The sequence below is a fragment of the Pandoraea sp. LA3 genome, assembly GCF_022696215.1.
GTDB classification, from domain to species: Bacteria; Pseudomonadota; Gammaproteobacteria; order Burkholderiales; family Burkholderiaceae; genus Pandoraea; species Pandoraea capi.
Window position 1 is genome coordinate 668,739 of the sequence record NZ_PTPY01000036.1, and the last position, 26,184, is coordinate 694,922.

General features: G+C 64.2%; 22 protein-coding genes and 1 pseudogene. 3 read left to right on the forward strand and 20 right to left on the reverse strand.

Features of this window, described 5'->3' with window-relative positions; genetic code table 11:
• The first annotated feature begins 78 nt into the window (after positions 1-78).
• Positions 79-1,308 (forward strand): diguanylate cyclase, encoded by a 1,230-nt coding sequence (locus C5N93_RS21445; RefSeq protein ID WP_242560824.1) that lies wholly within the window; start codon positions 79-81, stop codon positions 1,306-1,308.
• 125 nt (positions 1,309-1,433) lie between these two features.
• On the opposite strand, the gene C5N93_RS21450 is transcribed toward C5N93_RS21445, so the two are convergent.
• The 4 genes from C5N93_RS21450 to C5N93_RS21465 form a co-directional block, all read right to left on the reverse strand.
• Positions 1,434-1,715 carry a hypothetical protein gene (locus C5N93_RS21450; protein WP_139133269.1) on the reverse strand — a complete coding sequence of 94 codons (282 nt, stop codon included), beginning with the start codon at positions 1,713-1,715 and terminating at the stop codon, positions 1,434-1,436.
• Between the two features lie 755 nt (positions 1,716-2,470).
• On the reverse strand, positions 2,471-2,656 hold the full coding sequence (locus tag C5N93_RS21455; protein ID WP_242560825.1) for a hypothetical protein: 186 nt from the start codon (positions 2,654-2,656) through the stop codon (positions 2,471-2,473).
• A 298-nt stretch (positions 2,657-2,954) separates the two neighbouring features.
• A complete protein-coding gene (locus C5N93_RS21460) occupies positions 2,955-4,169 on the reverse strand; it encodes a porin (protein WP_242560826.1) in 1,215 nt (404 codons plus the stop codon).
• 227 nt (positions 4,170-4,396) lie between these two features.
• Complete coding sequence (locus tag C5N93_RS21465; RefSeq protein ID WP_242560827.1) at positions 4,397-5,287, reverse strand: NAD(P)-dependent oxidoreductase; 891 nt, start codon at positions 5,285-5,287, stop codon at positions 4,397-4,399.
• Positions 5,288-5,650: 363 nt separating this feature from the next.
• Here C5N93_RS21465 and C5N93_RS21470 point away from each other — a divergent pair, with 363 nt between their 5' ends.
• Positions 5,651-6,454: a helix-turn-helix transcriptional regulator gene (locus C5N93_RS21470; RefSeq protein ID WP_242560828.1), complete on the forward strand. Its 804-nt coding sequence runs from the start codon at positions 5,651-5,653 to the stop codon at positions 6,452-6,454.
• 30 nt (positions 6,455-6,484) lie between these two features.
• Here the strand turns inward: C5N93_RS21470 and C5N93_RS21475 are convergent, their stop codons facing one another.
• The 16 genes and pseudogenes from C5N93_RS21475 to C5N93_RS21550 all read right to left on the reverse strand — a co-directional run bounded on the left by C5N93_RS21475 (position 6,485) and on the right by C5N93_RS21550 (position 24,646).
• Positions 6,485-8,506, reverse strand: coding sequence for an acetyl/propionyl/methylcrotonyl-CoA carboxylase subunit alpha (locus tag C5N93_RS21475; protein ID WP_242560829.1), 2,022 nt, complete (start codon positions 8,504-8,506; stop codon positions 6,485-6,487).
• Between the two features lie 307 nt (positions 8,507-8,813).
• A pseudogene (bioB, locus tag C5N93_RS21480) lies at positions 8,814-9,794 on the reverse strand (biotin synthase BioB); the annotation flags it as partial.
• 71 nt (positions 9,795-9,865) lie between these two features.
• Entirely contained in the window at positions 9,866-10,675 is an 810-nt protein-coding gene (gene bioD / locus C5N93_RS21485; RefSeq protein ID WP_347403319.1) for a dethiobiotin synthase, read from the reverse strand.
• A complete protein-coding gene (gene bioF / locus C5N93_RS21490) occupies positions 10,668-11,876 on the reverse strand; it encodes an 8-amino-7-oxononanoate synthase (protein WP_242560831.1) in 1,209 nt (402 codons plus the stop codon). Before bioF ends, bioD begins: the two co-directional genes overlap by 8 nt.
• A complete protein-coding gene (gene bioA, locus C5N93_RS21495; protein WP_242560832.1) occupies positions 11,873-13,294 on the reverse strand; it encodes an adenosylmethionine--8-amino-7-oxononanoate transaminase in 1,422 nt (473 codons plus the stop codon). The genes bioF and bioA overlap by 4 nt, the downstream gene beginning before the upstream one ends.
• A 341-nt stretch (positions 13,295-13,635) precedes the next feature.
• On the reverse strand, positions 13,636-14,427 hold the full coding sequence (locus C5N93_RS21500) for an enoyl-CoA hydratase/isomerase family protein (protein WP_242560833.1): 792 nt from the start codon (positions 14,425-14,427) through the stop codon (positions 13,636-13,638).
• Positions 14,428-14,482: 55 nt separating this feature from the next.
• A complete protein-coding gene (locus C5N93_RS21505) occupies positions 14,483-16,090 on the reverse strand; it encodes a carboxyl transferase domain-containing protein (protein ID WP_069343211.1) in 1,608 nt (535 codons plus the stop codon).
• 99 nt (positions 16,091-16,189) lie between these two features.
• Positions 16,190-16,597 carry a YchJ family metal-binding protein gene (locus tag C5N93_RS21510; protein WP_242560834.1) on the reverse strand — a complete coding sequence of 136 codons (408 nt, stop codon included), beginning with the start codon at positions 16,595-16,597 and terminating at the stop codon, positions 16,190-16,192.
• Between the two features lie 19 nt (positions 16,598-16,616).
• A complete protein-coding gene (locus C5N93_RS21515) occupies positions 16,617-17,222 on the reverse strand; it encodes a DsbA family protein (protein WP_069343209.1) in 606 nt (201 codons plus the stop codon).
• Positions 17,223-17,388: 166 nt separating this feature from the next.
• Complete coding sequence (locus C5N93_RS21520; protein WP_242560835.1) at positions 17,389-18,066, reverse strand: SDR family oxidoreductase; 678 nt, start codon at positions 18,064-18,066, stop codon at positions 17,389-17,391.
• A gap of 11 nt (positions 18,067-18,077) precedes the next feature.
• The gene (locus C5N93_RS21525) at positions 18,078-19,262 is read right to left on the reverse strand and encodes an acetyl-CoA C-acetyltransferase (protein ID WP_242560836.1); all 1,185 of its coding nucleotides are present in this window, start codon (positions 19,260-19,262) and stop codon (positions 18,078-18,080) included.
• 33 nt (positions 19,263-19,295) lie between these two features.
• Entirely contained in the window at positions 19,296-19,976 is a 681-nt protein-coding gene (gene can / locus C5N93_RS21530; RefSeq protein WP_150720946.1) for a carbonate dehydratase, read from the reverse strand.
• 55 nt (positions 19,977-20,031) lie between these two features.
• The gene (gene aceK / locus C5N93_RS21535) at positions 20,032-21,852 is read right to left on the reverse strand and encodes a bifunctional isocitrate dehydrogenase kinase/phosphatase (protein WP_242560837.1); all 1,821 of its coding nucleotides are present in this window, start codon (positions 21,850-21,852) and stop codon (positions 20,032-20,034) included.
• Between the two features lie 107 nt (positions 21,853-21,959).
• A complete protein-coding gene (locus tag C5N93_RS21540; protein ID WP_242560838.1) occupies positions 21,960-23,141 on the reverse strand; it encodes an isovaleryl-CoA dehydrogenase in 1,182 nt (393 codons plus the stop codon).
• A gap of 146 nt (positions 23,142-23,287) precedes the next feature.
• On the reverse strand, positions 23,288-23,770 hold the full coding sequence (locus C5N93_RS21545; protein ID WP_150720948.1) for a PaaI family thioesterase: 483 nt from the start codon (positions 23,768-23,770) through the stop codon (positions 23,288-23,290).
• Between the two features lie 441 nt (positions 23,771-24,211).
• Positions 24,212-24,646 carry a MerR family DNA-binding transcriptional regulator gene (locus C5N93_RS21550; RefSeq protein ID WP_242560839.1) on the reverse strand — a complete coding sequence of 145 codons (435 nt, stop codon included), beginning with the start codon at positions 24,644-24,646 and terminating at the stop codon, positions 24,212-24,214.
• Positions 24,647-24,867: 221 nt separating this feature from the next.
• Here C5N93_RS21550 and C5N93_RS21555 point away from each other — a divergent pair, with 221 nt between their 5' ends.
• On the forward strand, positions 24,868-25,950 hold the full coding sequence (locus C5N93_RS21555; protein ID WP_150720950.1) for an MBL fold metallo-hydrolase: 1,083 nt from the start codon (positions 24,868-24,870) through the stop codon (positions 25,948-25,950).
• The last annotated feature ends 234 nt before the right edge of the window (positions 25,951-26,184 follow it).

Below are 26,184 nucleotides of genomic sequence, written 5' to 3' on the forward strand. Positions count from 1 at the left end.
CGACGTCGGCAATCCCCGGTCCCACGGTGCGAAGGCATCGTGCGCGTTTCGTGATTCGTGATGGGTGATCGGAGCAGCATGGTGTCAGTGAGTCAGCAAGACCGTCAGGCACGTGCCGACGGTACGCAACAACGCCACACGGCGTCGCCTTCGTCTTCCTTGTCATCCGCTGCGGGTATCGACCCGGCGTTCGCGGGGAAGGGCAAGCGGTTCGTGCGTCGCATCTATCGTCTGCGGACCATCGGTCTCGGCATTGGCTTTTTCTGTGTCGCGGGCGTCTTCTACCGGCAATCGCCTCCCACGTCGCTCTGGCTCTGGGCGCTCGTCATTTTCCATGGCTTCCTCTGGCCGCATCTGGCATGTGTGCTGGCACTCTCGCGCCCGGTGCCGTATCGCGCCGAACGCGCGAATCTGATGATCGACGCGGCGTTCGGCGGCTTCTGGGTGGTCGCGATGCAATTCAATTTGCTGCCCAGCGTGGTCGTGCTCGCGATGATGTCGATGGACAACATCGGTGCGGGCGGCGTGCGGTTGTTCCTTCAGGGGCTGCTCGCGAACGTGGCGGGCGGACTGATCGGTATTGCCGTGCTCGGCTTCGTCTGGTCGCCGGCCTCTGACACGTTCAATGTCCTGACTAGCTTGCCGATGGTGATTCTCTATCCCATTGCGCTCGGCAAGGTGACCTACGATCTGGCGCAGAAACTCGCGCAACGCTCGCGTGAGATGGAGCATCTGTCGCGACACGACGGGTTGACCGGTCTGCTCAATCGCCGTGCATGGGAGCAGCGCTTGGCCGAGGTCCACGCTCATTGCGTGCTCACCGGGCAACCGGCGTGTCTGGTGCTGATGGATCTCGATCACTTCAAGCGCATCAACGACACGCTTGGGCATGCCGCTGGCGACACCGCGTTACGACGCTTCGCTGGACTGTTGCGTCAGCGTCTGCGAGACATCGACGCCGTAGGCCGATACGGTGGCGAAGAGTTCGGTGCGGTGCTGGTCAACACCGGCGAGGTGGCGGGACGCGACTTGATGCATCGGCTGCTCGCCGACCTGCGCGCCCGCGTGGCGCAGGCCGAAGCGACGATGTCGTCTGAGGATGCTCAGCGGGTCGCGCTGGCCGAGTGCACGGTCAGCATCGGACTGGTGCCGTTCTGCGCGGCATTCGATACGCCGCAGGCGTGGCTTCAGCAAGCTGACCGGGCGTTGTACCGGGCAAAGCGTCAGGGGCGCGACGGGATGGTGGTTCTCGATGCCGGTGCGTATCGAGATCGGGCGGATGGTGCGCAAGCCTCCGCTATGCCGTAACCCGGATGGGTCATCGCTGCGGTGCGGCGTCGGAACGATGCTGAGCGGGACTGGACGGGGAGGGGGAGAGCTGACGATGTGAAGGGGCTGACGGCGCATGCGTGGCCGACAGCCCACTGCGCCGATCAGCGCGCGCAGAGGCGGGTGAACGCGCCGCGGAGTGCGGCCGGCAGCGCGGCAGCAAAGCTGAACGGACGCGCCAGGGCTGCGAGCCCCTCGCCATTGAGCACCCGGGCACCTTCCAGATGCGTTGCCAGGACGCAGAAATCTTCGCGGCGCATACCTACGCGCTGACAGGCGTGATCGAGTTGCTTCAGGTCGTTCGGGTGCAGCGTGATGGTGAGGGTAACGCGCTCTAGGTCGGTGTTCATGACTTTCAATTTTCTCTTTTTCAAAACATCGGGCATGACGCTCTGATGAAGCGCATGCCAAGCGCCTGTGCGATAACGCAGGCGAGCCGGATCCGACTGCGCTGGATCGGCCGGTACGGCGAACGTCGCGGATACACCGAAGGAACGGCATCGCGTCATGGTGACGACGAGGTCGGTTCCGACGAAGCACGCGAAGTGTGATCGTGGCGTCGGTTGTCTTATGCAACACGTGGGCAATACGAGGCTGTGGGCGCGCAATCCGCCGCCTGAGTGATGCGCGGGCGGCGGTACGGCACTGACGCGTGAGAGCGATGCCTCGTAACTACGGGGAGGGATGACTCTCCATCCGGCCATGAGACTTGCGCCGGAATACAGCATGAGTACTGCGAACTGCAACTACGGATACAGCGATAAAGCGCGGCAACGATCGTCACCAGACGTCGGCGACAGGAACTGCACAGCGTTGCCTGTTGCTGCTACTGCGGGTACTGCCAATATTGCGATGACTGCGAGGTGTTACAGAGACTGCTGGGTATGACGAGATACTGCGTTGATGCGAGACCTTCCAACTACAGGACTGCGGGTGATGCGTGTACAGCGATGCAGACTTCGAACTTGCGATACTGCGACTTGCTGAACTGCTACTGCGGATTGCACTGCAACTTCGGATAACGCCGATAAAGCGGAACTACGAGAAACACAAACTTCCGAACTGCTACTGCTACTGCTACTGCTACTGCTACTGCTACTGCTACTTCTACATCCACTACCAACTACCGGATGTCGCTGGCTTACGCGGCATCCTTGAACTGAATGCGGGGGCAGGCCGTCACGCGATGACTGCGGCGGTAGCGCAGTACACGCTCCACATGCGCAGATGCTGCGGTGCGCATCGCACGACGATGCAGTTGCTTCACTCGCGCTGCCGAAATCGAAATGGCGAATGCCGCGACGAACAACCAACTTACGAAAGCCACAACCCTTCTCCCGGAAACGATGGCAGCGCCAGACAAACCGGTGCGCATCGAATTCGTTGGGAAATCAAAAAGCGTGAGTGCCGCCGGCTGCCACTGCATGTAACTTCAATGGAGTGAATTCTAATGAGATTCCCGAATAGGGTAAACCCTTAAAATCGTAAATAGTGTATTTTTTTAGACGAATGACATTGATATTCCAAACATCCGTTTGAATTCAAAGTGCCTTGAATTCATGGCGAAATCGGCCCGAACCCGCGTGGTTCCTTGCGTTCGGGCCGATAACGGTGTGAGGCGACGATCAGAAGCTATGCTTCAAGCCCATACCGAGTAACAACTGCGTGCGCGCACCGGCGTCGAGGCCGTACGACCCGACCGAAGCGGTGGCTTCCACAGCACGCCCCTGATTCAGCGTCTTGCCCACGGCTTGCTGATAGCCGCCGATGACGTAAGTGGACGTGCGCTTGGACAGCGCGTAAGTGACCCCCGCATTGAACTGGTTGTAATGCGCGCCGATCGTGCCGTCGGCACGCATGCGTGTGTAGCTGTAGCCAATGCCGGTGTTGATGGCGGGCGTAAGCGCATAGGTGGCGAACGCATTGACGGTGTCGAATTTCGCCGTGCCGGTGAACAGTGACAAGTTATCGCTGGCGTATTGCGCGTTGGAGAACGACACACCGAGAATTGCAGGCCCCACGGCGTATTTCGCGCCGACGCGTGCAATGCGCACTTTGCTCGCCGTCCGAAAACCGGCATTGATCGGCGAATTGAACAGCGAACCGGCGCTGCTGGTCCATTCGCGATACGGCCAGTCGGGATTGCCGGTGAAGACGCCGCGATTGCTGCCGCCATCGGCGAAGAAGTAGCCCGCCGCCAGTGCGATCGGGCCGTTGCTGTAGGCGCCCGCCAGACCGTAAGACCGGCCCGCGCCTTCCTTGCCCGCGACGTTGCCGGTCGCGTACATCCCTTCGAATTGCAGGCCGCCGAAGTTCGGCGTGGCGTAGCGGATCGCGTTGTTGATGCGCGCGCCGTTGTCGTAGTTGTCGACGTCGCCCGGTGTGGCGAAGAAGCCGCCGAAGACGCCGTCGGCGGTCAGGCCCTGCACGAGGTTCACGACCGGGTCGTACTGACGGCCGATCGTGACTTCGCCCCATTCGGCGCTTCTCAGACCGACGATGGCCTTGCGGCCGAAGGCCAGACCACCGTTGCCCATGCTGCCGTTCACAGCGTTGAAGCCGCTCTCGATCTGGAACAGCGCGGAGAGACCGTTGCCGAGCGATTCCGTGCCGCGCAGGCCCCAGCGGCTACCGCCGATGATGTTGCTCGTAATGCCGGAAAACGACTCGGGGCCGCCGGCGCCCGCCGTGTGGTTGGCGTGCACGAAGCCGGAATCGATCGTGCCGTACAGCGTGACGTTGCTCTGCGCGCCAACGCTCGCCGGCAAGGCGAGCAACGTGAGCGATGCGGCGAGCGCGAGGGCGCGCAGGCCGGTTTTCGAGTGTGGACGTTGGTTCATGGTGTCGGGCGCTTTTGCGCGCTTGGTTGAAATCGACACCGAGAATATTTCTGAACCCCTATTCGGATTCCTTATGAAAATTCCGAAACAACGTAAGTCCGCATGGCAGCGACCGCCACTCCTGGTCGCCAACGGATTTTCTAGGAACCCTCCTTAGGAAACACGCCCAAACCCCGCGAAAAGCGGTCACGCGAAGCGACCCGCTTCGCGCGTATCCCTCGATCTCGTCAGTTGTCGTCCCTGCGCAGACCCGCGCGGCGCAAGGCGACCCGCGACAATGCCGCCCAATCCAGTTGGCCCTCATCGTGCGCAAGGCTGTCGAGGTGGTTGTCACGCAACACGCTCGCAAAGGGCATCGGCACGTTCGCCGCTTCTCCGGCAAGCAAGGCGAGGCGCACGTCCTTGGCGCCGAGTGCCAGTTTGAATCCCGCCGGTTCGAAGACTTGTTTCGAAATGGCCGCACCGTATCCGGTGTAAGCGGGCGTGTTGAACATCGTTGCCGTGATCATCTCGAGAAAATCGCTGCCTGCCACGCCGTGCCCTTCGGCGAGCGCGGCGGCTTCGCTCATCGCCTCGATGGCGCTCGCGATCATGAAGTTGCCGGCGAGCTTCACGACGTTCGCCTGTTCGGGCACATTGCCGAAGCGCCAGGTGCGCTGACCCAGCGCGTCGAACAACGGCTGGACCGTGTCGATGACGTCGGCGGCGCCGGCGGCCAGAATGTTGAGCTTGCCGGCTTCGGCGACGTTCACGCGTCCGAGCACCGGTGCCGCGACGTACCGCAGGCCGAGGCCTTCGCATTGCGTGCGCATTTCGCGGGCGAACGCGAGCGACACAGTCGCCATGTTCACGACGATGGCGCCAGGCGTGAGCGCGCTCAGGGCGCCGCCGTCGAGCAGCACGGTGCGCGAGGTGTCGTCGTCCGCGAGCATGGCGATGAGCACGTCACTGCCGAGCGCGGCGTGCGCGGGGCTGGACGTCGGCACAGCGCCCTCGGCCGCGAGCGCATCGACGGGGCCGGGCGAGCGGTTCCACACGCGCAGCGGGAATCCCGCCTTGAGAAGATTGCGCGCCATGGGGGCACCCATCGTGCCGAGTCCGAGAAATCCGATGTTCATACGTTCTCCTGATGCAAAGGAAGGTCGTGCTGCGCGGGCGATGACCGCCGGCGTCGGAGGACGACGCAACGCGCTAGTCCGAAGCATGACACCGGGCGGAGGATTTCGCAGTCGAGCCTTGTTATCGGATGCACGGGCATTGCGCGACGCAAACGAGGCTCGCCTTCTTCGGTATAGGCAACGCTGCTTGCAGGACTAACCTGCTGCGGCTCTGCCGACTATCGATGCGCAAGCGCGGCGCACGGCCGGCGCGAAATTCGCCGTGGCGGCGGCTGCAAAGGTAAGATGCCCGCATATCGGTTGTCCTGGAGACGTACCCCTGCGCGTCTGCATTGCCGATAGCCTCCGACTTTTCCATTCGCCATGACCGTCCGCTACAACTGGCCGAGTTTCAAGACCCTGCCGTATCCGGTCTACTTCCGCTACGACGAGTTCGATGCGCAGACCGCGTGGGTGCCGCATCGCCACGACTGGGGCACGTTCAGCTACGTGGCCAACGGCGTGATGCAGATCGAGATCGAGGGCGCGCGGTTTCTCTCCCCGCCGCAGTACGCCGTGTGGGTGCCGCCAAAGGCTACGCATGCGAGCTTCAACGCGGAAGCCGTGATCTACCGGTCGGTGTACATCGACGCTTCGCTGGCGCGCGAGCTCCCGGCCCATGCCGCGACATTGCGTATCAGCGGCCTGCTGCGTGCGATTCTGTGTGACTTCGCCGAGCGCGGCGTCGCCTGCCCGGAGACCGAAGCGGACAAGCGTCTCGCGCATGTGCTCGTCGACCAGATCGCACTGGCCCCGGCCGAGCCGCGTTTTCTGCCACAGGCGAGATCGCCGTCGCTGGTGCGTGTGCTGGAAGCGTTACAAAGCGAGCCCGGGGATAACCGCACGGTCGAGGCATGGGCGACGACGGTCTCCATGACGGAGCGCACGTTCGCGCGTCACTGTCTGACGGAATTGGGGATGACGTTGGGGCAATGGCGGCAGCGCATGCGTTTCTTTCGCGCCATCGATGCCCTGGAGGCGGGGCGCACCGTGAAGTCCATCGCGTTCGATCTGGGCTACGCGACGCCCTCGGCCTTCATCGAGATGTTCACGCGCCAGTCGGGACTGACGCCGGAGCAATTCCGGCGTCAGGTGATCTTCAGCGCACAGGCGCACGACTCGGTGTGAGTCGGACGGCGCCGTGCGCTGCAATGCAATTTACCGCTTGAACGCCAGCAACTGCGCGCCTTCCGGCACCTGATCGCCCACGGCGTACAGCACTTCTTCGATCTCGCCATCGGCCGGCGCGCTGATGGTGTGTTCCATCTTCATCGCTTCCATCACCAGCAGCGGCGTGCCTTTCTCGACCTTCGTCCCGGCGGGCGCGAGCACGGCGATGACCTTGCCCGGCATCGGCGCGGTCAGACGGCCTTCACCGCCTTCCTGTGCGCCGGCCTGTGCGAGCGGATCGTGCCAGCGCAGCGTCCACGACTGACCGTCGGCGAAGACGTGAGCCGTCTCATGCTCGAAGTCCACATGGCCCTGCACGCGACGCTCACCGAGCGTCACGCGATACACGCTGGCGTCGTGCGTGTAGCGATACGGATACGTCTGTCCGTCCACCGTGAGCGTGCTCGCTTGCGCGTTGCTCGTGAGGATGACGTCGAGACGCGTCTCGCCATGATCGAACGACAGCATGCGGCGATAGTCGCCGTTCAGCCGCCAGCCGGTCGCCGATTGCCACGGCGAATGACGGTCGACGCTGTCCTGATACTTGCGCAGGCCGACGACGGTCTCGCGACCGAGCTGCGCGGCCACCGCCAGCGCGAGCGTCGTGGCGGGCACCGGGGCGGCAGCCGGGAACAGCGTGTCGCGATGGCGTTCGATGAGGCCCGTGTCGAGATCGGCACCGGCGAACGGCTCGCTGGCGACGAGGCGTCCGAGGAATGCGATGTTCGTCTGCACGCCGACCACGCGGTACTGACCCAGTGCGCGTCGCATGCGGGCGAGCGCTTCGTCGCGGTCTTGCCCCCACACGATCAGCTTCGCGATCATCGGGTCGTAGAACGGCGAGATGGTGTCGCCCTCGCGCACGCCCGAATCGATACGCACGGCCGCCGGTGAGGCTGCGCCACCGATCTCGAACTGCACCGCAGCGGGCGGGCGTAGCGTCGACAACGTTCCGGTGGACGGCAAGAAGTTGTTGTCCGGATTCTCCGCGTAGATACGCGCTTCGAGCGCGTGTCCGTGGATGCGCAGTTCCTCCTGCCTGCGCGGCAGCACTTCACCGGCGGCCACGCGCAACTGCCACTCGACCAGATCGAGGCCGGTGATCATTTCGGTGACGGGGTGCTCCACCTGAAGACGCGTGTTCATCTCCATGAAGTAGAACGAGCCGTCCTGATTGGCGATGAATTCGACCGTCCCCGCGCCCACGTAGCCAACGGCACGTGCGGCATTGCAGGCCGCCTCGCCCATCGCGCGGCGACGCGCTTCGGTCATGCCCGGTGCCGGCGCTTCTTCCAGCACCTTCTGGTGACGACGCTGCACCGAGCAGTCGCGCTCGAACAGATAGACGCAATTGCCGTGCGTATCCGCGAACACCTGAATCTCGATGTGACGCGGCCGCGTCAGATACTTCTCCACCAGCACGCGCTCGTCGCCGAAGCTGCTGGCGGCTTCGCGCTGGCACGAGGCGAGCGCGGCGCGGAATTCCTCGCTGCGTTCCACCACGCGCATGCCCTTGCCGCCACCGCCTGCGCTGGCCTTGAGCAGCACGGGGTAGCCGATGTCGTCGGCACGGGCGTGAAGGAATTCAGGATCCTGATTGTCACCGTGGTAGCCGGGCACCAGCGGCACGGCCGCGCCTTCCATGAGCGTCTTGGCGGCGCTCTTGCTGCCCATGGCGTGAATGGCGCCGACCGGCGGGCCAATGAAGACGATGCCTGCTTCGTGGCACGCGGCGGCAAACGCCTCGTTCTCGGACAGGAAGCCGTAGCCCGGGTGGATGGCCTGAGCGCCGGTCGCGCGGGCAGCGTCGATGATGGCGTCGATGCGCAGATAGCTGTCGCGTGCGGCGGCGCCGCCGACGTGTACGGCTTCGTCGCACACGGCAACGTGCTTGGCGTGCGCGTCGGCGTCGGAATAGACGGCCACCGTGCGAATGCCCAGCCGTGCGGCCGTAGCGGCCACTCGGCAGGCGATTTCGCCGCGGTTGGCGATGAGGATCTTGTCGAACATGTTGCCTCCGGAAAATGATCGATTTGGGCGGCGCTTGCCCCCGACGATGCCGCTTGTGACGGCAGGCCGGGGCACTTGCACCATTCTCTTTGCTAATCAGCTCGACCGCCACAGCGAATCGTCTTGCGCGATGTCGTCGCTGTGGCGGTCGTTCGTCCGTCAATCCTTCTACGCTTGCATCCGTCTACACCAACCTGTCAGCGTCGGTCGCCCGCCGTTCCGTTCAGTGGGTGGCGCAGGGCTTGAGCGGGTCGCACGCGTCAGCGCTCTCGGCATTTTCCGTGCCGAGCTTGTCTTCCGTCGACGTGCGCATGCCCAGGCGTGCGAGCAGCGCGCGGTCGTGTTCGGCCTGCGGGTTCTGCGTCACGAGCAGCTTCTCGCCGTAAAACATCGAGTTCGCGCCGGCGAGGAAGCACAGCGATTGCAGCGCGTCGTCCATCATCTCGCGCCCGGCCGACAGACGCACCATGGCGCGCGGCATCGTGATACGTGCGACGGCGATCATGCGCACGAAATCGAACGGGTCCACGCTCTCGTTGTCTTCGAGCGGCGTGCCCTCGACCTTCATCAGGTTGTTGATGGGCACCGACTCCGGGTACGGCGACATGTTCGCCAGTTGCGCGATCAGACCGGCGCGCTCACGACGGGTCTCGCCGAGACCCACGATGCCGCCGCAGCAGACCTTGAGCCCGGCGTCGCGCACACGGGCGAGGGTGTCCAGACGATCCTGATACGTGCGCGTGGTGATGATCTGACCGTAGAACTCGGGCGACGTATCGAGGTTGTGGTTGTAGTAGTCCAGACCGGCGTCGCGCAGTTGCTGGGCCTGACCATCGCGCAGCATGCCGAGCGTCACGCACGTCTCCAGGCCAAGCGCCTTGACGCTGCGCACCATCTCGCCCACGGCATCGACCTGATGCGGCTTCGGGCTGCGCCATGCAGCGCCCATGCAGAAGCGGGTCGCGCCCGCATCCTTGGCGCGCTGGGCGGCGGCCACGACTTCCTCGACGGGCATGAGCTTCTCGGCTTCCACGCCGGTGTCGTAGCGTGCCGACTGCGGGCAGTAGGCGCAGTCTTCCGGGCAGCCGCCGGTCTTGATCGAGAGCAGCGTCGAGAGTTGCACGGCGTTGGCGTCGAAATGCTCGCGATGCACTTGCTGCGCGCGGAAGATCAGATCGTTGAACGGCAGGGCGAACAGCGCTTCGATGTCGGTAACGGTCCAGGGCGTGTCGTTGCGGCGCAGGGCTTCGTCGTGTCCGTGAGCGGCGGTGTGGGCGTGAACTTGCATGGTGGGATTCCTTGAATTCTGTGGGTTCTGTATGTTCGATAGGTTCGATAGCGGGCGCGAGCGAGGTTCGCTCAGGGCGCCGTATGTGGCCGTGGCGTGAGCGACTGCGCTGCGCGAGGCAGCGCCGCGTCGACGAGCGGCGCAATGTCGAGATAGCCGGAAGCCGTGGCGGCGTCGGGGTGCGGCAGATGCGGCACACGCCCGAGCAGCGGCGCGCCGAGTCGTGCGGCAATCGCGTCGACGTTCGCGTCCACATGACGCATGTCCGGATCGACGTGATTCGCCACCCAGCCTGCGAGCGTCAGCCCGCGCGAGGTGATCGCCTCGGCGGTGAGCAATGCATGGCTGATACAACCCAGACGCAGGCCGACGACGAGGATCACCGGCAAGCCGAGCTGACGTGCGAGATCGGCCGTATCCGGCGCGCTCGCGTCGGGGCCGAGCGGCACGCGAAAGCCGCCGACACCTTCGACGATCACGAGATCGGCGCGCGCGGCAATGCGCGCATAACCCGCGCGAATCACGCTGCAATCGAGCGCAATGCCCTCGGCAGCGGCAGCGATGTGCGGCGCGGTGGCGTCCTTGAGCACATACGGGCAATACCAGTCATCGGGCAGTTTCAGATTGCTCGCCTGATGCAACTGCTCGACGTCTTCATTGACGAAGCGCCCGTTGTGTTCCGATGCGCCTGCCGCCACCGACTTCAGCCCGGCGCACACCAGTCCGCGACGGGCCGCGGCGTGCAACAGTGCGGACGAAACGAGCGTCTTGCCGATCTCGGTATCGGTGCCGGTGACGAAGAACGCGTGACGCGCGGGTGTCGCGCGCTCGGCGGGCATGCCGACATCGGTGACGTCGAGTGAGAGGTTCCGGTCAGTCATGGGCAGGGGCCTCCCAGTCGCGATCAAGCTGGTTGATGGCGCGGGTCAGACGCTCGACGTCTTCGGCCGTGTGCGCGGCGCTCAGGGTGACGCGCAGACGCGACGTCCCCGGCGCTACCGTAGGCGGTCGAATCGCCGGCACCCACAGCCCGGCTTCGGCCAGCCCCGCTTGCGCATGCAGCGCCGCGGCGTTCTCGCCGAGGATGATCGGTTGCACGCCCGTGGGCGAGACCATGTGACGCCAGTGCGTGAGCGTGAGCGAGTCGCGCAGTTGTGCGATTCGCGCCTGCAACGTCGCGCGACGCTGTCGGCCTTCATCGCCCGCAATGATCTTTAGGCTGGCGAGCAACGCGTGCGCCTGCGACGGCGCCGCCGCGGTCGTGAAGATGTACGGACGCGCCCGATTGATGAGCCACTCGACGACACGGCGGTTCGCCGCCACGAACGCACCGCCCACACCGGCGGCCTTGCCGAGCGTGCCGATGATGACGAGGTTCGGCGAGCGCATGTCGAAATGCTCGAATACGCCGCGTCCGTTCTCGCCGACGACGCCGAAGCCATGCGCGTCGTCCACGATCAGCCAGGCGTCATGACGTTCCGCGAGGGCCAGCAATTGCGACAGCGGTGCGATGTCGCCGTCCATCGAGAACACGCCGTCGGTGACGATCAGTTTCGTCTCGGCGGTGCTTGCTTCGAGCAGTGCCGCGAGCGCGTCGACGTCGCCGTGCGGATAGACGTGAGTCCGCGCGCGCGACAGACGCGCGCCATCGATCAGCGACGCGTGGTTGAGCGCTTCGGAGAAGATCTCGGCATCTTTGGTCGCGAGCGCCGAGATCGTCGCCAGATTGGCCATGTAGCCGGTGCAGAAGTACAGCGCGCGAGCGTCCACCAGATGCGGCGACATGAATTCGGCGAGCGCGTCTTCGAGTTCCGCGTGGGCCTGCGAATGGCCGCTGATGAGGTGCGATGCCCCGCTGCCGGCGCCGTAGCGCTGCGCGCCTTCGACCAGCGCGTCGACAACCTTCGGATGGGCAGCAAGGCCGAGATAGTCGTTGCTGGCGAAGGCGAGGACCGGGCGGCCGTCGGCTTCCACATGCGGACGGCAAGGGGTGGATACCACGCGATGGCGACGACGCAAATGCTGGCGGTCGATTTCCGCGAGGCCGGCGTCGAGACGATCGAGCAAGGGATGCTGCGTCATGCCGTCACCTCCGCACCGGAACCGATGTGTTGCATGGTGACGTCGAACGCCGCGAGCGTTTGCGTGGCGAGCCAGTCGACGGTGCCGTCGTCGAGCACGTAGGGCGGCATCAGATACACCGTCGAGCCGATGGGGCGTAGCAGCACGCCGCGCGCACGGGCTTCGGTATAGAAGCGCTTCGCGAAGGCGCCGGCGGCGCCCTGTGTCTCCGGCAGCACGGCGTCGAACGCCCAGATCATGCCGCGATGACGGAAGTGCTTCGCGCGCGGATCGTCGGCCAGCGGCGCGAGGGCTTGCGTGAGGCGCGCGGCGCGTGCGGCATTGGCGGCGAGCACGTCGTCGTCGGCAAAGATGTCGAGCGTGGCGAGTGCCGCACGGCACGCGAGCGGATTACCCGTGTACGAGTGCGAGTGCAGGAAGCCGCGCGCGGTGTCGTCGTCGTAGAAGGCGTCGTAGATCGCGTCACGCGAGAGCACCAGCGAGAGCGGCAGATAGCCGCCGCTGATGCCCTTGGACAGCGTGAGCAGATCGGGCCAGATACCGGCCTGCTCACTCGCGAAGAACGTGCCCGTGCGGCCGCAACCGACGGCGATCTCGTCGGCGATCATGTGTGCGTCGTGCTTGTCGCACAGCGCGCGCACGAGGCGCAGATATTCGGGGTCGTGCATCGCCATGCCCGCCGCGCATTGCACGAGCGGCTCGACGATGACGGCGGCGATGCGTCCCTCGCGCTCGGAGAGCAGCGCGTCGAGTTCGGCGGCGGCGCGTCGGGCCACGTCGATGGCACTTTCGCCATCGCGTGCGAGACGCGCGTCCGGCGATGCCACCACATGCGCGTGACGCAGCAGCGGGTCGTAGGCATCGCGGAAGAGCGCGACGTCAGTCACCGCGAGCGCGCCGAGCGTCTCACCGTGATAGCCGTTGCGCACGCACACGAACTCGCGCTTGTTCTCGTGGCCGCGATTGCGCCACGCATGAAAGCTCATCTTGAGCGCGATCTCGACGGCGGACGCGCCATCGGACGCGAAGAACGCATGGCCGAGCACGCCGCCGGTCAACGCCGACAGCCGTTCGGCCAACGACACCACGGGCTCGTGCGTGAAGCCCGCGAGCATGGCGTGTTCGAGGCGACCGAGCTGATCGATGAGCGCCGCGTTGATGCGCGGGTTCGCATGGCCGAACAGGTTGACCCACCACGAGCTGATCGCATCGAGGTAGCGCTCGCCGTCGGTGTCGACGAGCCAGGGACCTTCGCCGTGAGACAGCGCGACGAGGGGGAGCTTTGCCTGTTGCTTCATCTGCGTACAGGGGTGCCAGACCTGCCGCAGACTGCGCGCGGCCAGGTCGCCGGGGTTGCCACGATTGCCCGCCTGGGTTACGGCGGCATTCGCGACGTTAGGGCGCAGGGAGGCGTCCATCGTTGACTCCTTGGAGGGCCGGAACTCACGACGTGCTTCATCAAGTACGTCGTAACGTGCACTGGGCACGTCGTTCGTCCGGCTGGCCTGTGCATTGCAGGGGACTGCGGATTGCTGCACGTGGCCGGAGGTGGGGGATGGGCGCATGGTAGGCAAAGCGATTTGGCAGGGCAATAGGCGGAATTAATGCGAGAACTCGCTATTTTGTGAGCCGTAAAAAGATTTTATCGACAAGTTCGTAAATCTCGCCGGTAACGTTGCGGCATCTCCGCTGTCACCCCTCCCAAAAAAATTTTGTAACCGATGAAGCGTGCCGATATCGGCGGGTGCGGCCTCTAAACTCAGGAGGCGTCGCGCCACGACGGCGAACGCTTCTCAAGGAACGAGCGCACGCCTTCGCGGCCCTCGTCGGACGCACGGATCTTCGCGATGCGATCCGCCGTGTCGGCGATGGCGGCTTCGTCGATGGCGCGTCCGGCGAAGTCCTGCACGAGGCGTTTGCATTCCTTCACGGCGTTCGGGCTGTTGTCGACGAGCGCCTTGGCCAGCGCGCCGACCGTGCTGTCGAGCGCATCGGCGGCGACGACCTCGTGCACCAGACCGAGACGTTGCGCCGTGGCTGCCGTGAAGCGCTCTGCCGTCACGAAGTAGCGGCGCGACGCCTGCTCGCCGAGCGCACGAATCACGTACGGGCCGATGGTCGCGGGAATCAGGCCGAGCTTGGCTTCCGACAGGCAGAAATGCGCCGTGTCGACAGCGACGACGATATCGGCCACCGCGGCGAGTCCCACGCCTCCGGCGTAGGTGTCGCCCTGCACGCGCGCGATCACCGGCTTCGGGCAGCGGTAGATCGTGTTGAGCATGACGGCGAGCGTCATGGCGTCGGCGCGGTTCTCGGTGTCCGAGTATCCGGCCATCTTCTTCATCCAGTTCAGGTCGGCGCCGGCGCAGAACGCCACGCCTTCGGCGGCGAGCACGATAGCGCGCACGTCGTCGTTCGAGGCCAGCGCGCGGAACGTGCCCGTCAGTTCTTCGATGACGGTTTCATTGAACGCGTTGCGCACGTCCGGGCGGTTGAGCGTGACGGTGGCGACGTGAGCGTCGACACTGAACTTGAGCGTTGCGAGATTCATGACGAAATTCCTTGATGTACCGGGGCCGGGGACCGAGATAGCGGATGGCATCCGCTTACATGCGGAATAGGCCGAAGCGCGTTTCCGGAATCGGCGCGTTGAGCGCGGCGGACAGCCCGAGGCCGAGCACGGTACGGGTGTCGGCGGGATCGATCACGCCGTCGTCCCAGAGGCGCGCGCTCGCGTAGAACGGATGGCCCTGACGCTCGTACTGATCGCGGATCGGTTGCTTGAAGGCGTCTTCTTCCTCGGCGCTCCACTGGCCGCCCTTGCCTTCGATGCCGTCGCGTTTGACGGTCGCGAGCACCGACGCCGCCTGTTCGCCGCCCATCACCGAGATGCGTGCGTTCGGCCACATCCACAGGAAGCGCGGCGAGTAGGCGCGACCGCACATGCCGTAGTTACCTGCGCCGAACGAGCCGCCGATGATGACGGTGAACTTCGGCACGTTCGCGGTGGCGACGGCCGTCACCATCTTCGCGCCGTGCTTGGCGATGCCTTCGTTCTCGTACTTGCGCCCGACCATGAAGCCCGTGATGTTCTGCAAGAAGATCAACGGGATCTTGCGCTGGCAGCACAACTCGATGAAGTGCGCGCCCTTCTGGGCAGACTCCGAGAACAGAATGCCGTTGTTCGCGACGATGCCGACCGGATAGCCCCACAGATGCGCAAAGCCGCACACGAGCGTGGTGCCGTAGCGTGCCTTGAACTCGTCGAACTCAGAGCCGTCGACCAGACGCGCGATCACTTCGCGCACGTCGAACGGCTTCTTCGTGTCGGCGGGAATCACGCCGTACAGTTCGCGGGCGTCGTACTTCGGCTCGACCGGCGCTTTGACCGCCACGCTCGCCGGTTTGCGACGGTTCAGGTTCGCCGCGATGCTGCGCGCGATGGACAGTGCGTGGGCGTCGTTCTGTGCGAAGTGATCGGCCACGCCCGACAGACGCGTGTGGACATCGGCGCCGCCGAGGTCTTCGGCGCTCACTTCTTCGCCGGTCGCGGCCTTCACCAGCGGCGGTCCGCCGAGGAAAATCGTGCCTTGCTCCTTGACGATGATCGACTCGTCACTCATCGCGGGCACATACGCGCCACCGGCGGTGCACGATCCCATCACCACGGCGATCTGTGGAATGCCCTGCGCGGACATCTGCGCCTGGTTGTAGAAGATGCGGCCGAAGTGATCGCGATCGGGGAAGACGTCATCCTGATTGGGCAGGTTCGCACCGCCCGAATCCACCAGATAGATACACGGCAGGTGGTTCTGCTCGGCGATCTCCTGCGCGCGCAGGTGCTTCTTGACCGTCATCGGGTAGTACGTGCCGCCCTTGACCGTGGCGTCGTTGCACACGATCACGCATTCCTGACCGGACACGCGTCCGATCCCCGTGATGATGCCTGCACCCGGTGCGTCGTCGTGATACATGCCGGTCGCGGCGAGTTGCGAGAGTTCGAGGAACGGCGAGCCCGGATCGAGCAGTTGCTGCACGCGATCGCGCGGCAGCAGTTTGCCCCGGCCCGTGTGTTTCTTGCGCGCAGCCTCTCCGCCGCCACCGGCCAGTTGCGCGATGCGTGCGCGAAGTTCGTCGACCACGGTCTGCATCGCGGACGCGTTGCGTGCAAAGTCTTCGCCGCGCGGGTTGAGTTTGCTTTCGAGAATCGGCATGTGACGAAATCCGGTGGAGTTGTGAGTTGTCGTTGAGTGTTTTGGCCAGCGGGTGCGACGGTTCGTGCGATGCACGAACCGTCGCGCGCCCGTCCGAAATCAGTCGAACAGATCGCCGTCGAGGTAGCGCCAGCGCCCATCGCCGTCGCGCTCGAAGCGGCTGCGCTCATGCAGCCGATGCGCGCGTCCGCCGATCTTGTAGCGGGCGACGAACTCGACTTCGGCGTGGGTATCGTCGCGTTGCAGATGCGCCTTGACCTGAAGGCCGAGCCACTGCGGGGCGTCGTCGAATTCGAGCGAGGCGGGACGCGTGCTCGCCGCCCACGTATCGAGCAGATACGGGGCGTTCTGGCGCACGAACGCCGTATAGCGCGAGCGCATCAGCGCTTCGGCCGTCGGCGCAACATCGCCGCGCTCCAGATAACGGGCACAGCAGTCCTCGAACGAGAGGCCGCCGCAGGGGCAGGCTTCGCGTTCGTTGTGCTGCGGCGGTTGGGGTCTTGCCATCGTGTGTCTTGCCTTGTTGTCAGATTCTGCCGTGCTTCAGACAGGCCTCGACCTGCAGGAAGCGGTCGAAGCCCCAGAACGGTTCGCCGTCCACGATCACGAACGGCGAGCCGAACACGCCGCGCGCCATCGCCAGATCGATCTCCGCCTTGAGGTGATCCTTGGCGGCGGGCGAGTGCATGCCGGTGTCGAGCGCTGCGCCATCGATGCCCAGCGCTTCGCCGAGCCGCACGAGTTCCGCCGGGTCGCCGATGTTCACGTCGTCGACGTAGAGCGCGCGAAAAATCGATTTCGCGAATTCCGCCGACAGGTCGCCGCCGCGATGATCCTGTACCCACAGCACGGCGCGCTCGGCGGCCTGCGTGGGAATCGGGAAATGCGTTGGCCGCTTGTAATCGATGCCGTGAAAGCGCGCCGTGCGTTCCACGTCGTGCCGCAGATACTCCGTCTTGATCGGATGCTGCACCGGCGCGCCCGTGCCGTTCACCTTGTAGACGATGTCGAGCAGGATCGGATGCCACGCGACGCCACGTCCGTTACGCGAAGCGATGTCGTCGATGCAGGTGCTCGCAAAATACCCATAGGGGGATGCGAAGTCGAAATAAAAGTCGATGGCGGACGTCATGTTGGCTCCGTTCCGAGTGACGTTTCTGGCCCGCGAATCAAAAGATACGGCGGTGTGGCACTAGCTTGTTATCGGTGACTTCGGGACTGCGTGATGCCTCGGTGACAGCGTGGTTTCCTGCGTGAGTCGGTGCGTTGTCAGGTGTTCGTCGTGCAATGCCCGCGCGTTACCACGTGAGCGCGTTGCCGTCGTAGTTGTAGAAGCCGCCGTTGTGCGTGGCGCGCTGCCCCGGCGCTCGTGCGAGCACACGGCGCATGCCGGTCACGCTCGTCTGCACGTCGATGTCGGCGTTCTCGCCGCCCATGTCGGTGCGCACCCAGCCCGGGTGCATGGCGACGCACGTAGCGCGTTGCGCTTCGAGCGACACCGCCTTGACCACCGAATTGACCGCCGCTTTGCTCGCGCGATACAGCCAGCTACCGTTCGATTCCATCAGCGCGACGCTGCCCATGCGGCTCGACAGGAAGCCGAACGCGCCGCCTGCCGCTTCCACGAAGGGCAGCACGAGCGGGGCGACCTGCATGGCGCCGAGCACGTTGGTATGGAAGACGCGATCGAATTCCGCCTGCGTGATCGGGGCGAGGCCGGTCGTGCGCTCGGAGTTCACCCCGGCGTTGTAGATCGCGACGTCGAGTTCCACGCCGTCGAGCTGCCACGACAGGCCGGAGAGCGATTCCACGCGGGAGACATCGAGCTTCAGCGCCTGTGCGCCCAGCTCGCGCAGGGCGGCCAGGGCGTCGTCGCTGCGGGCGGTTGCGAAGACCTGCCAGCCATCCTCGCGGTACTGCCGAACGAATTCCATGCCGATGCCGCGTGAGGCGCCGATGATGAGGGCTGTTTTCATGATCTTCCCGATCAGACGAGTTCGATGGCCATGGCGGTCGCTTCACCGCCGCCGATGCACAGGCTCGCGACGCCGCGTTTGCCGCCGGTCTTGCGCAGCGCGCCGATCAGCGTGACGAGAATGCGCGCACCGGACGCACCGATCGGGTGACCGAGCGCACAGGCGCCGCCGTGAATGTTCACCTTCTCGTGAGGCAGGTCGAACTCGTGCATCGCCGCCATCGTGACGACGGCGAACGCTTCGTTGATCTCGTACAGATCGACGTCGGACGTCGACCAGCCGGTCTTCTCGAACAGCTTGCGCATCGCACCGACCGGAGCCGTGGTGAACAGGCCCGGCTGCTGTGCGAAGGTGCTGTGTCCGGCAATGCGCGCAAGCGGCGCGAGGCCGAGGCGTTTGGCCGTCGATTCGCGCATGAGCACGAGGGCGGCGGCGCCGTCCGAGATCGACGACGAGTTCGCGGCCGTCACCGTGCCGTCCTTGCGGAACGCGCCCTTGAGCGTCGGGATCTTTTCGGGATTGGCCTTGAACGGCTGTTCGTCCTGATCGACGACCGTGTCGCCCTTGCGGCCCGGCACCGTCACGGGCGTGATTTCCCATGCGAACGCGCCGTCCTTCGTGGCGTTCTGCGCGCGTTCGAGCGAGGCGATGGCGAAGGCGTCCTGCGCTTCGCGGGTGAACGTGTAACGGTCGGCGCATTCTTCGGCGAAGGTGCCCATCAGGCGGCCCTTGTCGTAGGCGTCTTCCAGACCGTCCATGAACATGTGATCGATGACCTGACCGTGACCCATGCGCATGCCGGCACGTGCCTTGGGCAGCAGATAGGGGGCGTTGCTCATGCTCTCCATGCCGCCGGCGACGATCACGTCGGCACTGCCTGCGGCGAGCATGTCGTGGGCAAACATGGCGGCGCGCATGCCCGAGCCGCACATCTTGTTGACGGTGGTGGCGCCTGCGGCAAGCGGCAGACCGGCACCGAGCGTGGCCTGACGCGCCGGTGCCTGTCCCTGACCGGCGGGCAGCACGCAGCCCATCACGACTTCATCGACCTGCTCCGGTTTCAGGCCGGCGCGTTCGACGGCCGCGCGAATGGCGGCGGCGCCCAGTTGCGGGGCAGCGACATCGCCGAACACCCCCTGCAGGCCCCCCATCGGTGTGCGGACGGCGGAAACGATGACGATCGGGTCTTGTTGCATGGCAATCTCCTGTAACGGGTAGAAAGCGCGGCGCTAGGCGCGTGGATGGCGTAATTCGGCCATCGCCTGCACGCAGCGGTCATAGACACGCGGCAGTGCTTCGAGGCTATTCACCGACATGCGCAGGTCACGCACCAGACCGTCGCGCAGGCCGTACACCCAGCCATGCACCGTGACAGCTTGATGGCGTGCCCAGGCGTCGCGCAGCACCGTGGTATGACAGATATTCACGACTTGTTCGATGGCGTTCAACTCGCACAAACGATCATGACGCGCGTCGCGCGAGGGCAGCGCGTCGATCTGGTCGACGTGGCGCTCGTAGACATCGCGCACGTGGCGCAGCCAGTTGTCGACGAGCCCCATCTTCGCGCCGTCGAGCGCTGCGCCCACGCCACCGCAGCCGTAGTGGCCGACCACCATGATGTGGCGCACCTTCAGCACTTCGACGGCGAACTGCAAAACCGACAGACAGTTCAGGTCGCTATGCACGACCACGTTCGCGATATTACGGTGGACGAACACTTCGCCCGGCGCCAGACCCGTGATCTGGTTGGCCGGCACGCGCGAGTCCGAGCAGCCGATCCAGAGGTATTCCGGGGCCTGTTGCTTGGCCAGCCGCTCGAAAAAGGCGGGATCTTCCGCGTTCACGCTGGCGACCCAGGCGCGGTTGTTATCGAGCAGATGGATGAGAGGTTGGTCTTTGTCTTCGGTCATGATCGTGTCATCCGGCGGGCGTGTCGTTAGCGGGTTCGTTCAAGGCGCCGAAGGCTCAGGCGGCCGCTGCGCGGGGCGGGGCGCTCGTAGCGCGGGCAGGACGACCTGCGCCGTAGCGATTGACGAAACGCAGCGCGACATCGTACGGATAGAAGTCGTGCATCTGTCCGGCGCGTACCCGATCCTGAAAGCCTTGCCACAGGTCGGGATCGAAGAAATCCGGATGATGCTGGTTCAGATAGCGCCGCACGCGCGCGTCTCCCGTCAGAAACGTTTCGAACGTCTGCGGAAACACGTCGTGCGGGCCTACACGGTACCAGACTTCCCCCGACATCGCCTCTTCTTCGTTACGCGGCTCGGGCACCCGGCGGATGTGGCAATCCGTCAGATATTCCAGCTCGTCGTAGTCGTAGAAAACTACCCGGCCGTGACGCGTCACGCCGAAATTCTTGTACAGCATGTCGCCCGGAAATACGTTCGCGGCCATCAGTTCCTTGATCGCGTTGCCGTATTCGCGCATGGCGTGATCGACCTGTTCGTCCGACGCGGTTTGCAGCCACAGATTGAGCGGTGTCATGCGCCGCTCGATATAGCAGTGGCGGATCACCAGCGCGTCGCCGTCGACTTCCAGCAGCGAGGGCACTTCGGCCTGCAACTGGGCGAGCAGGGCGTCGTCGAAACGCGAGAGCGGAAAGGCCACGCTGGAGAACTCCAGCGTATCGGCCATGCGGCCCACGCGATCATGCTGCTTGACCATCAGATACTTTGCTTTCACCTGCTCGCGCGTGGTCTCCTTGGGCGGCGCGAAGCGCTCGCGGATCAGCTTGAAGACATACGGATACGACGGCAGCGTGAAGACCAGCATCACCAGTCCGGCAATGCCCGGTGCGCTCACGAACTTGTCGCTCGAATGCTTGAGGTGATGCAGAAAATCGCGATAGAACAGATTCTTGCCGTGCTTCTGCAAACCCAGCGAGGTATAGATTTCCGCCTTCGGTTTGCTCGGCATGATCGTGCGCAAAAACTGCACATAGGCCGACGGCACCTCCATGTCGACCATGAAATACGCATGCGTGAAGCTGAAGACTACGCGCAGTTCGTCGCGTCGCAGCAGGACGGTGTCCAGCGCGAGTTTGCCGTCGTCGTCGTGCATGATCGGGACGGAGAAGGGCGTGATGACGTCGCCGTTCACGATGCGCCCCACGATGTACGCCGCCTTGTTGCGAAAGAACAGCGATGCCAGCACGTGGATCTGGAAATTCGGCGCGGCATCGAACGTGTCGGGCGTGCCGAACGTTGCCTCGATCGCGCGCATCACATAACCCACGTCGCGTGCCAGATCGGCGAACGGGCGTTTCAACTGGAAATTCGTGACGATGCGCGAGAGCGTGGCGGCCATGCCGTCCTGCGCCGGATAGTAGACGCGATAAGTCGGTCTGGCGGCGGGGGCGTCGTTCTCGATGTACTCCGTCGCCACAGCGGGGCGCACGAAGATGAAACGGTTATTGAAGTACGAGCGATGCAGGATCTTGCAGCACACCGAGTTGAAGAACGTCTCGGCGAGTTCGGGCTGACGATGCTCGGTCAGCAAGCCGATGTAGTGCAGCTTGACCTGTTGCCAGACGTCGTCGTCGAGCGATTGCGCGTCGAACTCGTCTTCCAGCGTGACGATGCATTCGCGCACGCGTTCGTCGTAATAGGCGATGCGATCGCGCTGGAGCTTCTGGATACCCGTGAAGTCACCGGCTTCGAAACATGCCTGCGCCGCGACACACACCTCGCGGAAAATGCGGTAATGCTTGTCGAAGCCGTCCAGCATCGTGCGGGCGACGTCGAAAGCAAACTGCGACGACAGGAGTTTCGGGAAGTGATTCATACCGGTCGGGACAGGCGCGGAGCGAGCTTGCAACGATTGTAGCGCCGCTGCCCGCGCCTGATGGTCCGTCTAGCCTAATGTCGGTTCTGCGTGACGGGACTCGGGGATTACATCGTTTCCGCGAACAGCTCGCGGCCGATCAGCATGCGACGGATTTCCGACGTGCCTGCGCCGATCTCATACAGCTTCGCATCGCGCCAGAGGCGTCCGACCGGGTACTCGTTGATGTAACCGTTGCCGCCCAGAATCTGGATCGCTTCGCCGGCCATCCACGTCGCCTTTTCCGCCGTATAGAGAATCACGCCGGCGCAGTCCTTGCGCACCTGACGCACGTGATCGCTGCCCAGCGAATCCAGTTGACGGCCCACGGCATAGAGATACGAGCGGCTGGCTTGCAGGATCGTGTACATGTCGGCGACCTTGCCCTGAATCAGCTGGAACTCACCGATCGACTGACCGAACTGCTTGCGGTCGTGGATGTACGGAACGACCACGTCCATGGCGGCCTGCATGATGCCCAGCGGACCCCCGGCGAGCACCGCGCGCTCGTAGTCGAGGCCGCTCATCAATACCTTCACGCCGCCGCCGACCTGACCGAGGATGTTCTCCTCCGGCACTTCCACGTTCTCGAACACCAGTTCGCCCGTGTGCGAGCCGCGCATGCCGAGCTTGTCGAGCTTTTGTGCAACGGAGAAACCCTTCATGCCCTTCTCGACGATGAAGGCCGTCATGCCGCGCGCACCGGCTTCGATGTCCGTCTTGCCGTAGACGACGAGCGTGTCGCAGTCCGGGCCGTTCGTGATCCACATCTTCGTGCCGTTGAGCACATAGCGGTCACCGCGTTTCTCGGCGCGCAGCTTCATGCTGACGACGTCCGAGCCGGCGTTCGGCTCGCTCATCGCGAGGGCGCCGACGTGTTCGCCCGACACCAGCTTCGGCAGGTACTTCGCCTTTTGCGCGGCGGTGCCGTTGCGGTGGATCTGGTTCACGCAGAGGTTCGAATGAGCGCCGTAGGACAGGCCGACGGACGCCGACGCACGCGAGATTTCCTCCATCGCGATCATGTGGGCGAGATATCCCATGTTCGCGCCGCCGTACTCCTCCGAGACCGTCATGCCGAGCACGCCGAGGTTGCCCATCTTGCGCCAGAGGTCCATCGGGAACTGGTCGGTGTGATCCACTTCCGCCGCGCGCGGGGCGATTTCCTTCGAGGCGAAATTCGACACCGATTCGCGCAGCATGTCCAGGTCTTCGCCGAGCATGAAATTGAGGCCGGGCAACGTCGTCATGACACAGTCTCCAGTGGGTGGCGCGTGGCGGTTCGCCCGCGCGTATGTTCGATGGTGCTTGGTAAGCGATGAATCTACGATCAATCAGCGTTCGTGATGCCGAAAGTCGCGCCGTTGGTGGAGCGATAACCGGTGCGATGTATCGCTCAGCGCGCGACGCCAGCCGCCGTGGCGGAATGGGGGGCCAGCACGAAGAGCGTTTGTTGCATGAGGGCGCAGAGTGTCCATTTGCCGTTGTCGACGGCGAACAGTTCCGCCGTGGCGACGATGAGCGTGCGTCCGGCTTTGACGACCTGACCGCGTCCGACCAGTGTATCGCCCTTGCCGGGCGCGAGAATGTTCAGTTTGTACTCGGCGGTGACCAGTTCCTGATCGACCGGGATACGGGTATAGCCGGCATAGCCGCCGGTCGAATCGGCGATGGCGCCGATCACACCGCCGTGGAAATAGCCTAGTTGCTGATTGACCTTGTCGGAGAACGGCAGCGAGATTTCGCAGAAGCCGTCGGCCAGATGCGTGAGTTGTGCGCCCCAGTGGGTCATCACGCCTTGTTTGTCGAAACTGGCGCGAATTTTCGCGGCGACGGCGTCGTCGAGCGGAGCGGCATGAGAGACAGGGGCGTTGGCCATGGTCGGGGTCGTGACAGGGACGCAAGGGGCTGGGATAGCCGGGTCCAGAGATACTACTTTACGTTTACGTAAACGTAAAGTCAGGGCTTTCCTGAATCGAAAAGAAGGGATGACGCTTGATCATCGTTCGGTGATGGGGGGCTGGTAGAGATGTAGGGGGAAAGCGATTCCGGTGCGAGGCCGAGCGAGTTGAAGTGCCGGAATGGCGAGAATCAGAGGAAGGGTGTTGGGGAGTTGGGGAGTTGGAGGGGCGGGGATCGGTGCTGCCCTGACGGAGAGACTTTCAGGTGGAACGGAGTCAGGGTAGTGCCGGTCCCCGCGGCCCTGGGAGGAGGTCAGGGCTGGGGGAGGGTGAAGCGGGTTGTGGTGTACGGCCCGTACGCCGGACAGGGCGCACGCCGAACAACCGAACAGCAGGCCAGCAAACCGAACCGCAAAAACTCAGTGAGACGCCGCGGCCGTTTTCACGCGACGCGCGGAAGGCGGCACGACTTCCCCGGCCGCTTCGAGCAAAGCGTGGCACTGGGCTTCGTGTTGGGAGACTTCGTCGAGCGTGGCGTGGAGGTCTTCGAGTTGCTGTTCGAGGACCTGACGATGCGCGGAGAGTGTCTCAAGGAAGACTTTCAGTTGCGGCACCGTGTCCTTCGGCGACTCGTACAGATCGAGAATCGACTTGATCTCGGAGAGCGTGAGCCCGAGGCGTTTGCCGCGCAGCGTCAATTTCAGGCGCGTGCGGTCCTGGCCCGTGTAGACGCGATGGCGTCCGCCGGGGCCTTCGCGGGCCGGGGTGAGCAGCCCCTGATCCTCGTAGAAGCGGATCGCGCGGGGGGTGATGTCGAACTCGCGGGCGAGGTCGGTGATCGTGTAGGTGAGCATCGGATCGGGTTACGCGAGTCGGGACTCGGGGTTGGGCACAATGTCGGGCGCTGGAGTCGGCACGAGGTCGAGGTCAAGCGTGCGGTGAATGTGCGGTTAAGCGACTACTTACCATTACAGATAGAATTGCCGTTTACGTTAGCGTCAACTTGCATCGTATGCAATCGGTGATGGCGTCAACCTGACAACAAGAGAACAAGCCCATCTGGAGCGTGGCCCCCGTGAATGCCCTTGAACAACAACTGAACTATCCCCTTGGCGACTTTCTGCCTGATGGCGGTACCGTGCACGAAGTCGTGCCGGGCGTCTTCTGGGTGCGCATGCCGTTGCCGTTCGTGCTCGATCACATCAACCTGTGGTTGTTGCGCGACGAGATCGATGGCGTCAAAGGATGGACGGTGGTCGACTGCGGCATCACGCATCCCCAGATCAAGGCGTACTGGGAGCAGGTGTTCGACAGCGCGCTCGGTGGCGAACCGGTGCTGCGTGTCGTCGTCACGCATTGCCATCCCGATCACCTGGGTCTGGCGCACTGGATCTGCAAGGGCGGTGACAAACAGCGTTGGGAAGCGCGCCTCGCCATGTCGCTCGGCGACTACGCTTGGGGGCGTCTCATGTCCGAGGGCGACAACAATAATGCGGCCAACGCGGGCGGCGAATTCGCCGTCGCGCACTTCCTCGCGCACGGCCTTGCCGACGAAGCGATGATCGAGCAGATCCGCAATCGCAAGTCTTATTTCAGCGACCTCGTCCCGGAGGTCCCGTCGCGTTACTTCCGTCTGAAAGACGGCGATACGCTGCGCATCGGCGGCAGCGACTGGCGTCTGATCGCCGGCTATGGTCACTCGCCCGAGCACATGGCGTTGTACTCCGAGCAGCACAACGTGCTCATCTCGGGCGACATGGTGCTGCCGCGTATCTCCACCAACGTCAGCGTTTTCGACATCGAGCCGGAAGCCAACTCGCTGCAACTGTTCCTGGACTCGCTGGGCGTGTATCTCGATCTGCCCGCCGACTGCCTGGTGCTGCCGTCGCACGGCCGACCGTTCACCGGATTGCACACCCGGATTCGTCAGCTTCGCGATCACCATGCGGCGCGTTTGCAGGAAGTGCGTGAGGCGTGCGCGAAGACACCGCAAAGCGCAGGCGACATCGTCCCCATCATGTTCCATCGCAAGCTCGATGCGCACCAGACCACCTTCGCAATGGGCGAAGCGCTCGCGCACTTGCACATGCTCTGGCGCGCGGGCGAACTCAAGCGCGAGCGCGATGCCAAGGGGGTGTGGCGGTTCTCGCCGGTCTGAGTGCGTGACGTTGGCTTCGCCGTGCAATGCGGTGCGACTGCCGAACGCTAGCCAAAGTGGGCGAAGTGGGCATTGACGGCATCGTCATTGACGTCGACTTCGACAGCCCACCGAATCGGAAAGCAAGGCGAATCGATCACCTTATCTTCATCCGTGCCGACACCAGGCCCGACCAACGGCATTCACGAGCGCACCAACGCAAAACGCCCCGAAGCGCAGGCTCCGGGGCGTTTT

Coding starts and splice junctions, on each gene's coding strand:
- C5N93_RS21515 (WP_069343209.1), bottom strand. CDS start 17,222: ATGACGTCCGCCATCGACTTTTATTTCGACTTCGCATCCCCCTATGGG.
- C5N93_RS21460 (WP_242560826.1), bottom strand. CDS start 4,169: ATGAACCAACGTCCACACTCGAAAACCGGCCTGCGCGCCCTCGCGCTC.
- C5N93_RS21510 (WP_242560834.1), bottom strand. CDS start 16,597: ATGGCAAGACCCCAACCGCCGCAGCACAACGAACGCGAAGCCTGCCCC.
- can (WP_150720946.1), bottom strand. CDS start 19,976: ATGACCGAAGACAAAGACCAACCTCTCATCCATCTGCTCGATAACAAC.
- bioF (WP_242560831.1), bottom strand. CDS start 11,876: ATGACGCAGCATCCCTTGCTCGATCGTCTCGACGCCGGCCTCGCGGAA.
- C5N93_RS21520 (WP_242560835.1), bottom strand. CDS start 18,066: ATGAAAACAGCCCTCATCATCGGCGCCTCACGCGGCATCGGCATGGAA.
- bioA (WP_242560832.1), bottom strand. CDS start 13,294: ATGGACGCCTCCCTGCGCCCTAACGTCGCGAATGCCGCCGTAACCCAG.
- C5N93_RS21450 (WP_139133269.1), bottom strand. CDS start 1,715: ATGCCCGATGTTTTGAAAAAGAGAAAATTGAAAGTCATGAACACCGAC.
- C5N93_RS21525 (WP_242560836.1), bottom strand. CDS start 19,262: ATGCAACAAGACCCGATCGTCATCGTTTCCGCCGTCCGCACACCGATG.
- bioD (WP_347403319.1), bottom strand. CDS start 10,675: ATGACTGACCGGAACCTCTCACTCGACGTCACCGATGTCGGCATGCCC.
- C5N93_RS21465 (WP_242560827.1), bottom strand. CDS start 5,287: ATGAACATCGGATTTCTCGGACTCGGCACGATGGGTGCCCCCATGGCG.
- C5N93_RS21550 (WP_242560839.1), bottom strand. CDS start 24,646: ATGCTCACCTACACGATCACCGACCTCGCCCGCGAGTTCGACATCACC.
- C5N93_RS21470 (WP_242560828.1), top strand. CDS start 5,651: ATGACCGTCCGCTACAACTGGCCGAGTTTCAAGACCCTGCCGTATCCG.
- C5N93_RS21505 (WP_069343211.1), bottom strand. CDS start 16,090: ATGCCGATTCTCGAAAGCAAACTCAACCCGCGCGGCGAAGACTTTGCA.
- C5N93_RS21545 (WP_150720948.1), bottom strand. CDS start 23,770: ATGGCCAACGCCCCTGTCTCTCATGCCGCTCCGCTCGACGACGCCGTC.
- C5N93_RS21445 (WP_242560824.1), top strand. CDS start 79: ATGGTGTCAGTGAGTCAGCAAGACCGTCAGGCACGTGCCGACGGTACG.
- C5N93_RS21475 (WP_242560829.1), bottom strand. CDS start 8,506: ATGTTCGACAAGATCCTCATCGCCAACCGCGGCGAAATCGCCTGCCGA.
- aceK (WP_242560837.1), bottom strand. CDS start 21,852: ATGAATCACTTCCCGAAACTCCTGTCGTCGCAGTTTGCTTTCGACGTC.
- C5N93_RS21540 (WP_242560838.1), bottom strand. CDS start 23,141: ATGACGACGTTGCCCGGCCTCAATTTCATGCTCGGCGAAGACCTGGAC.
- C5N93_RS21500 (WP_242560833.1), bottom strand. CDS start 14,427: ATGAATCTCGCAACGCTCAAGTTCAGTGTCGACGCTCACGTCGCCACC.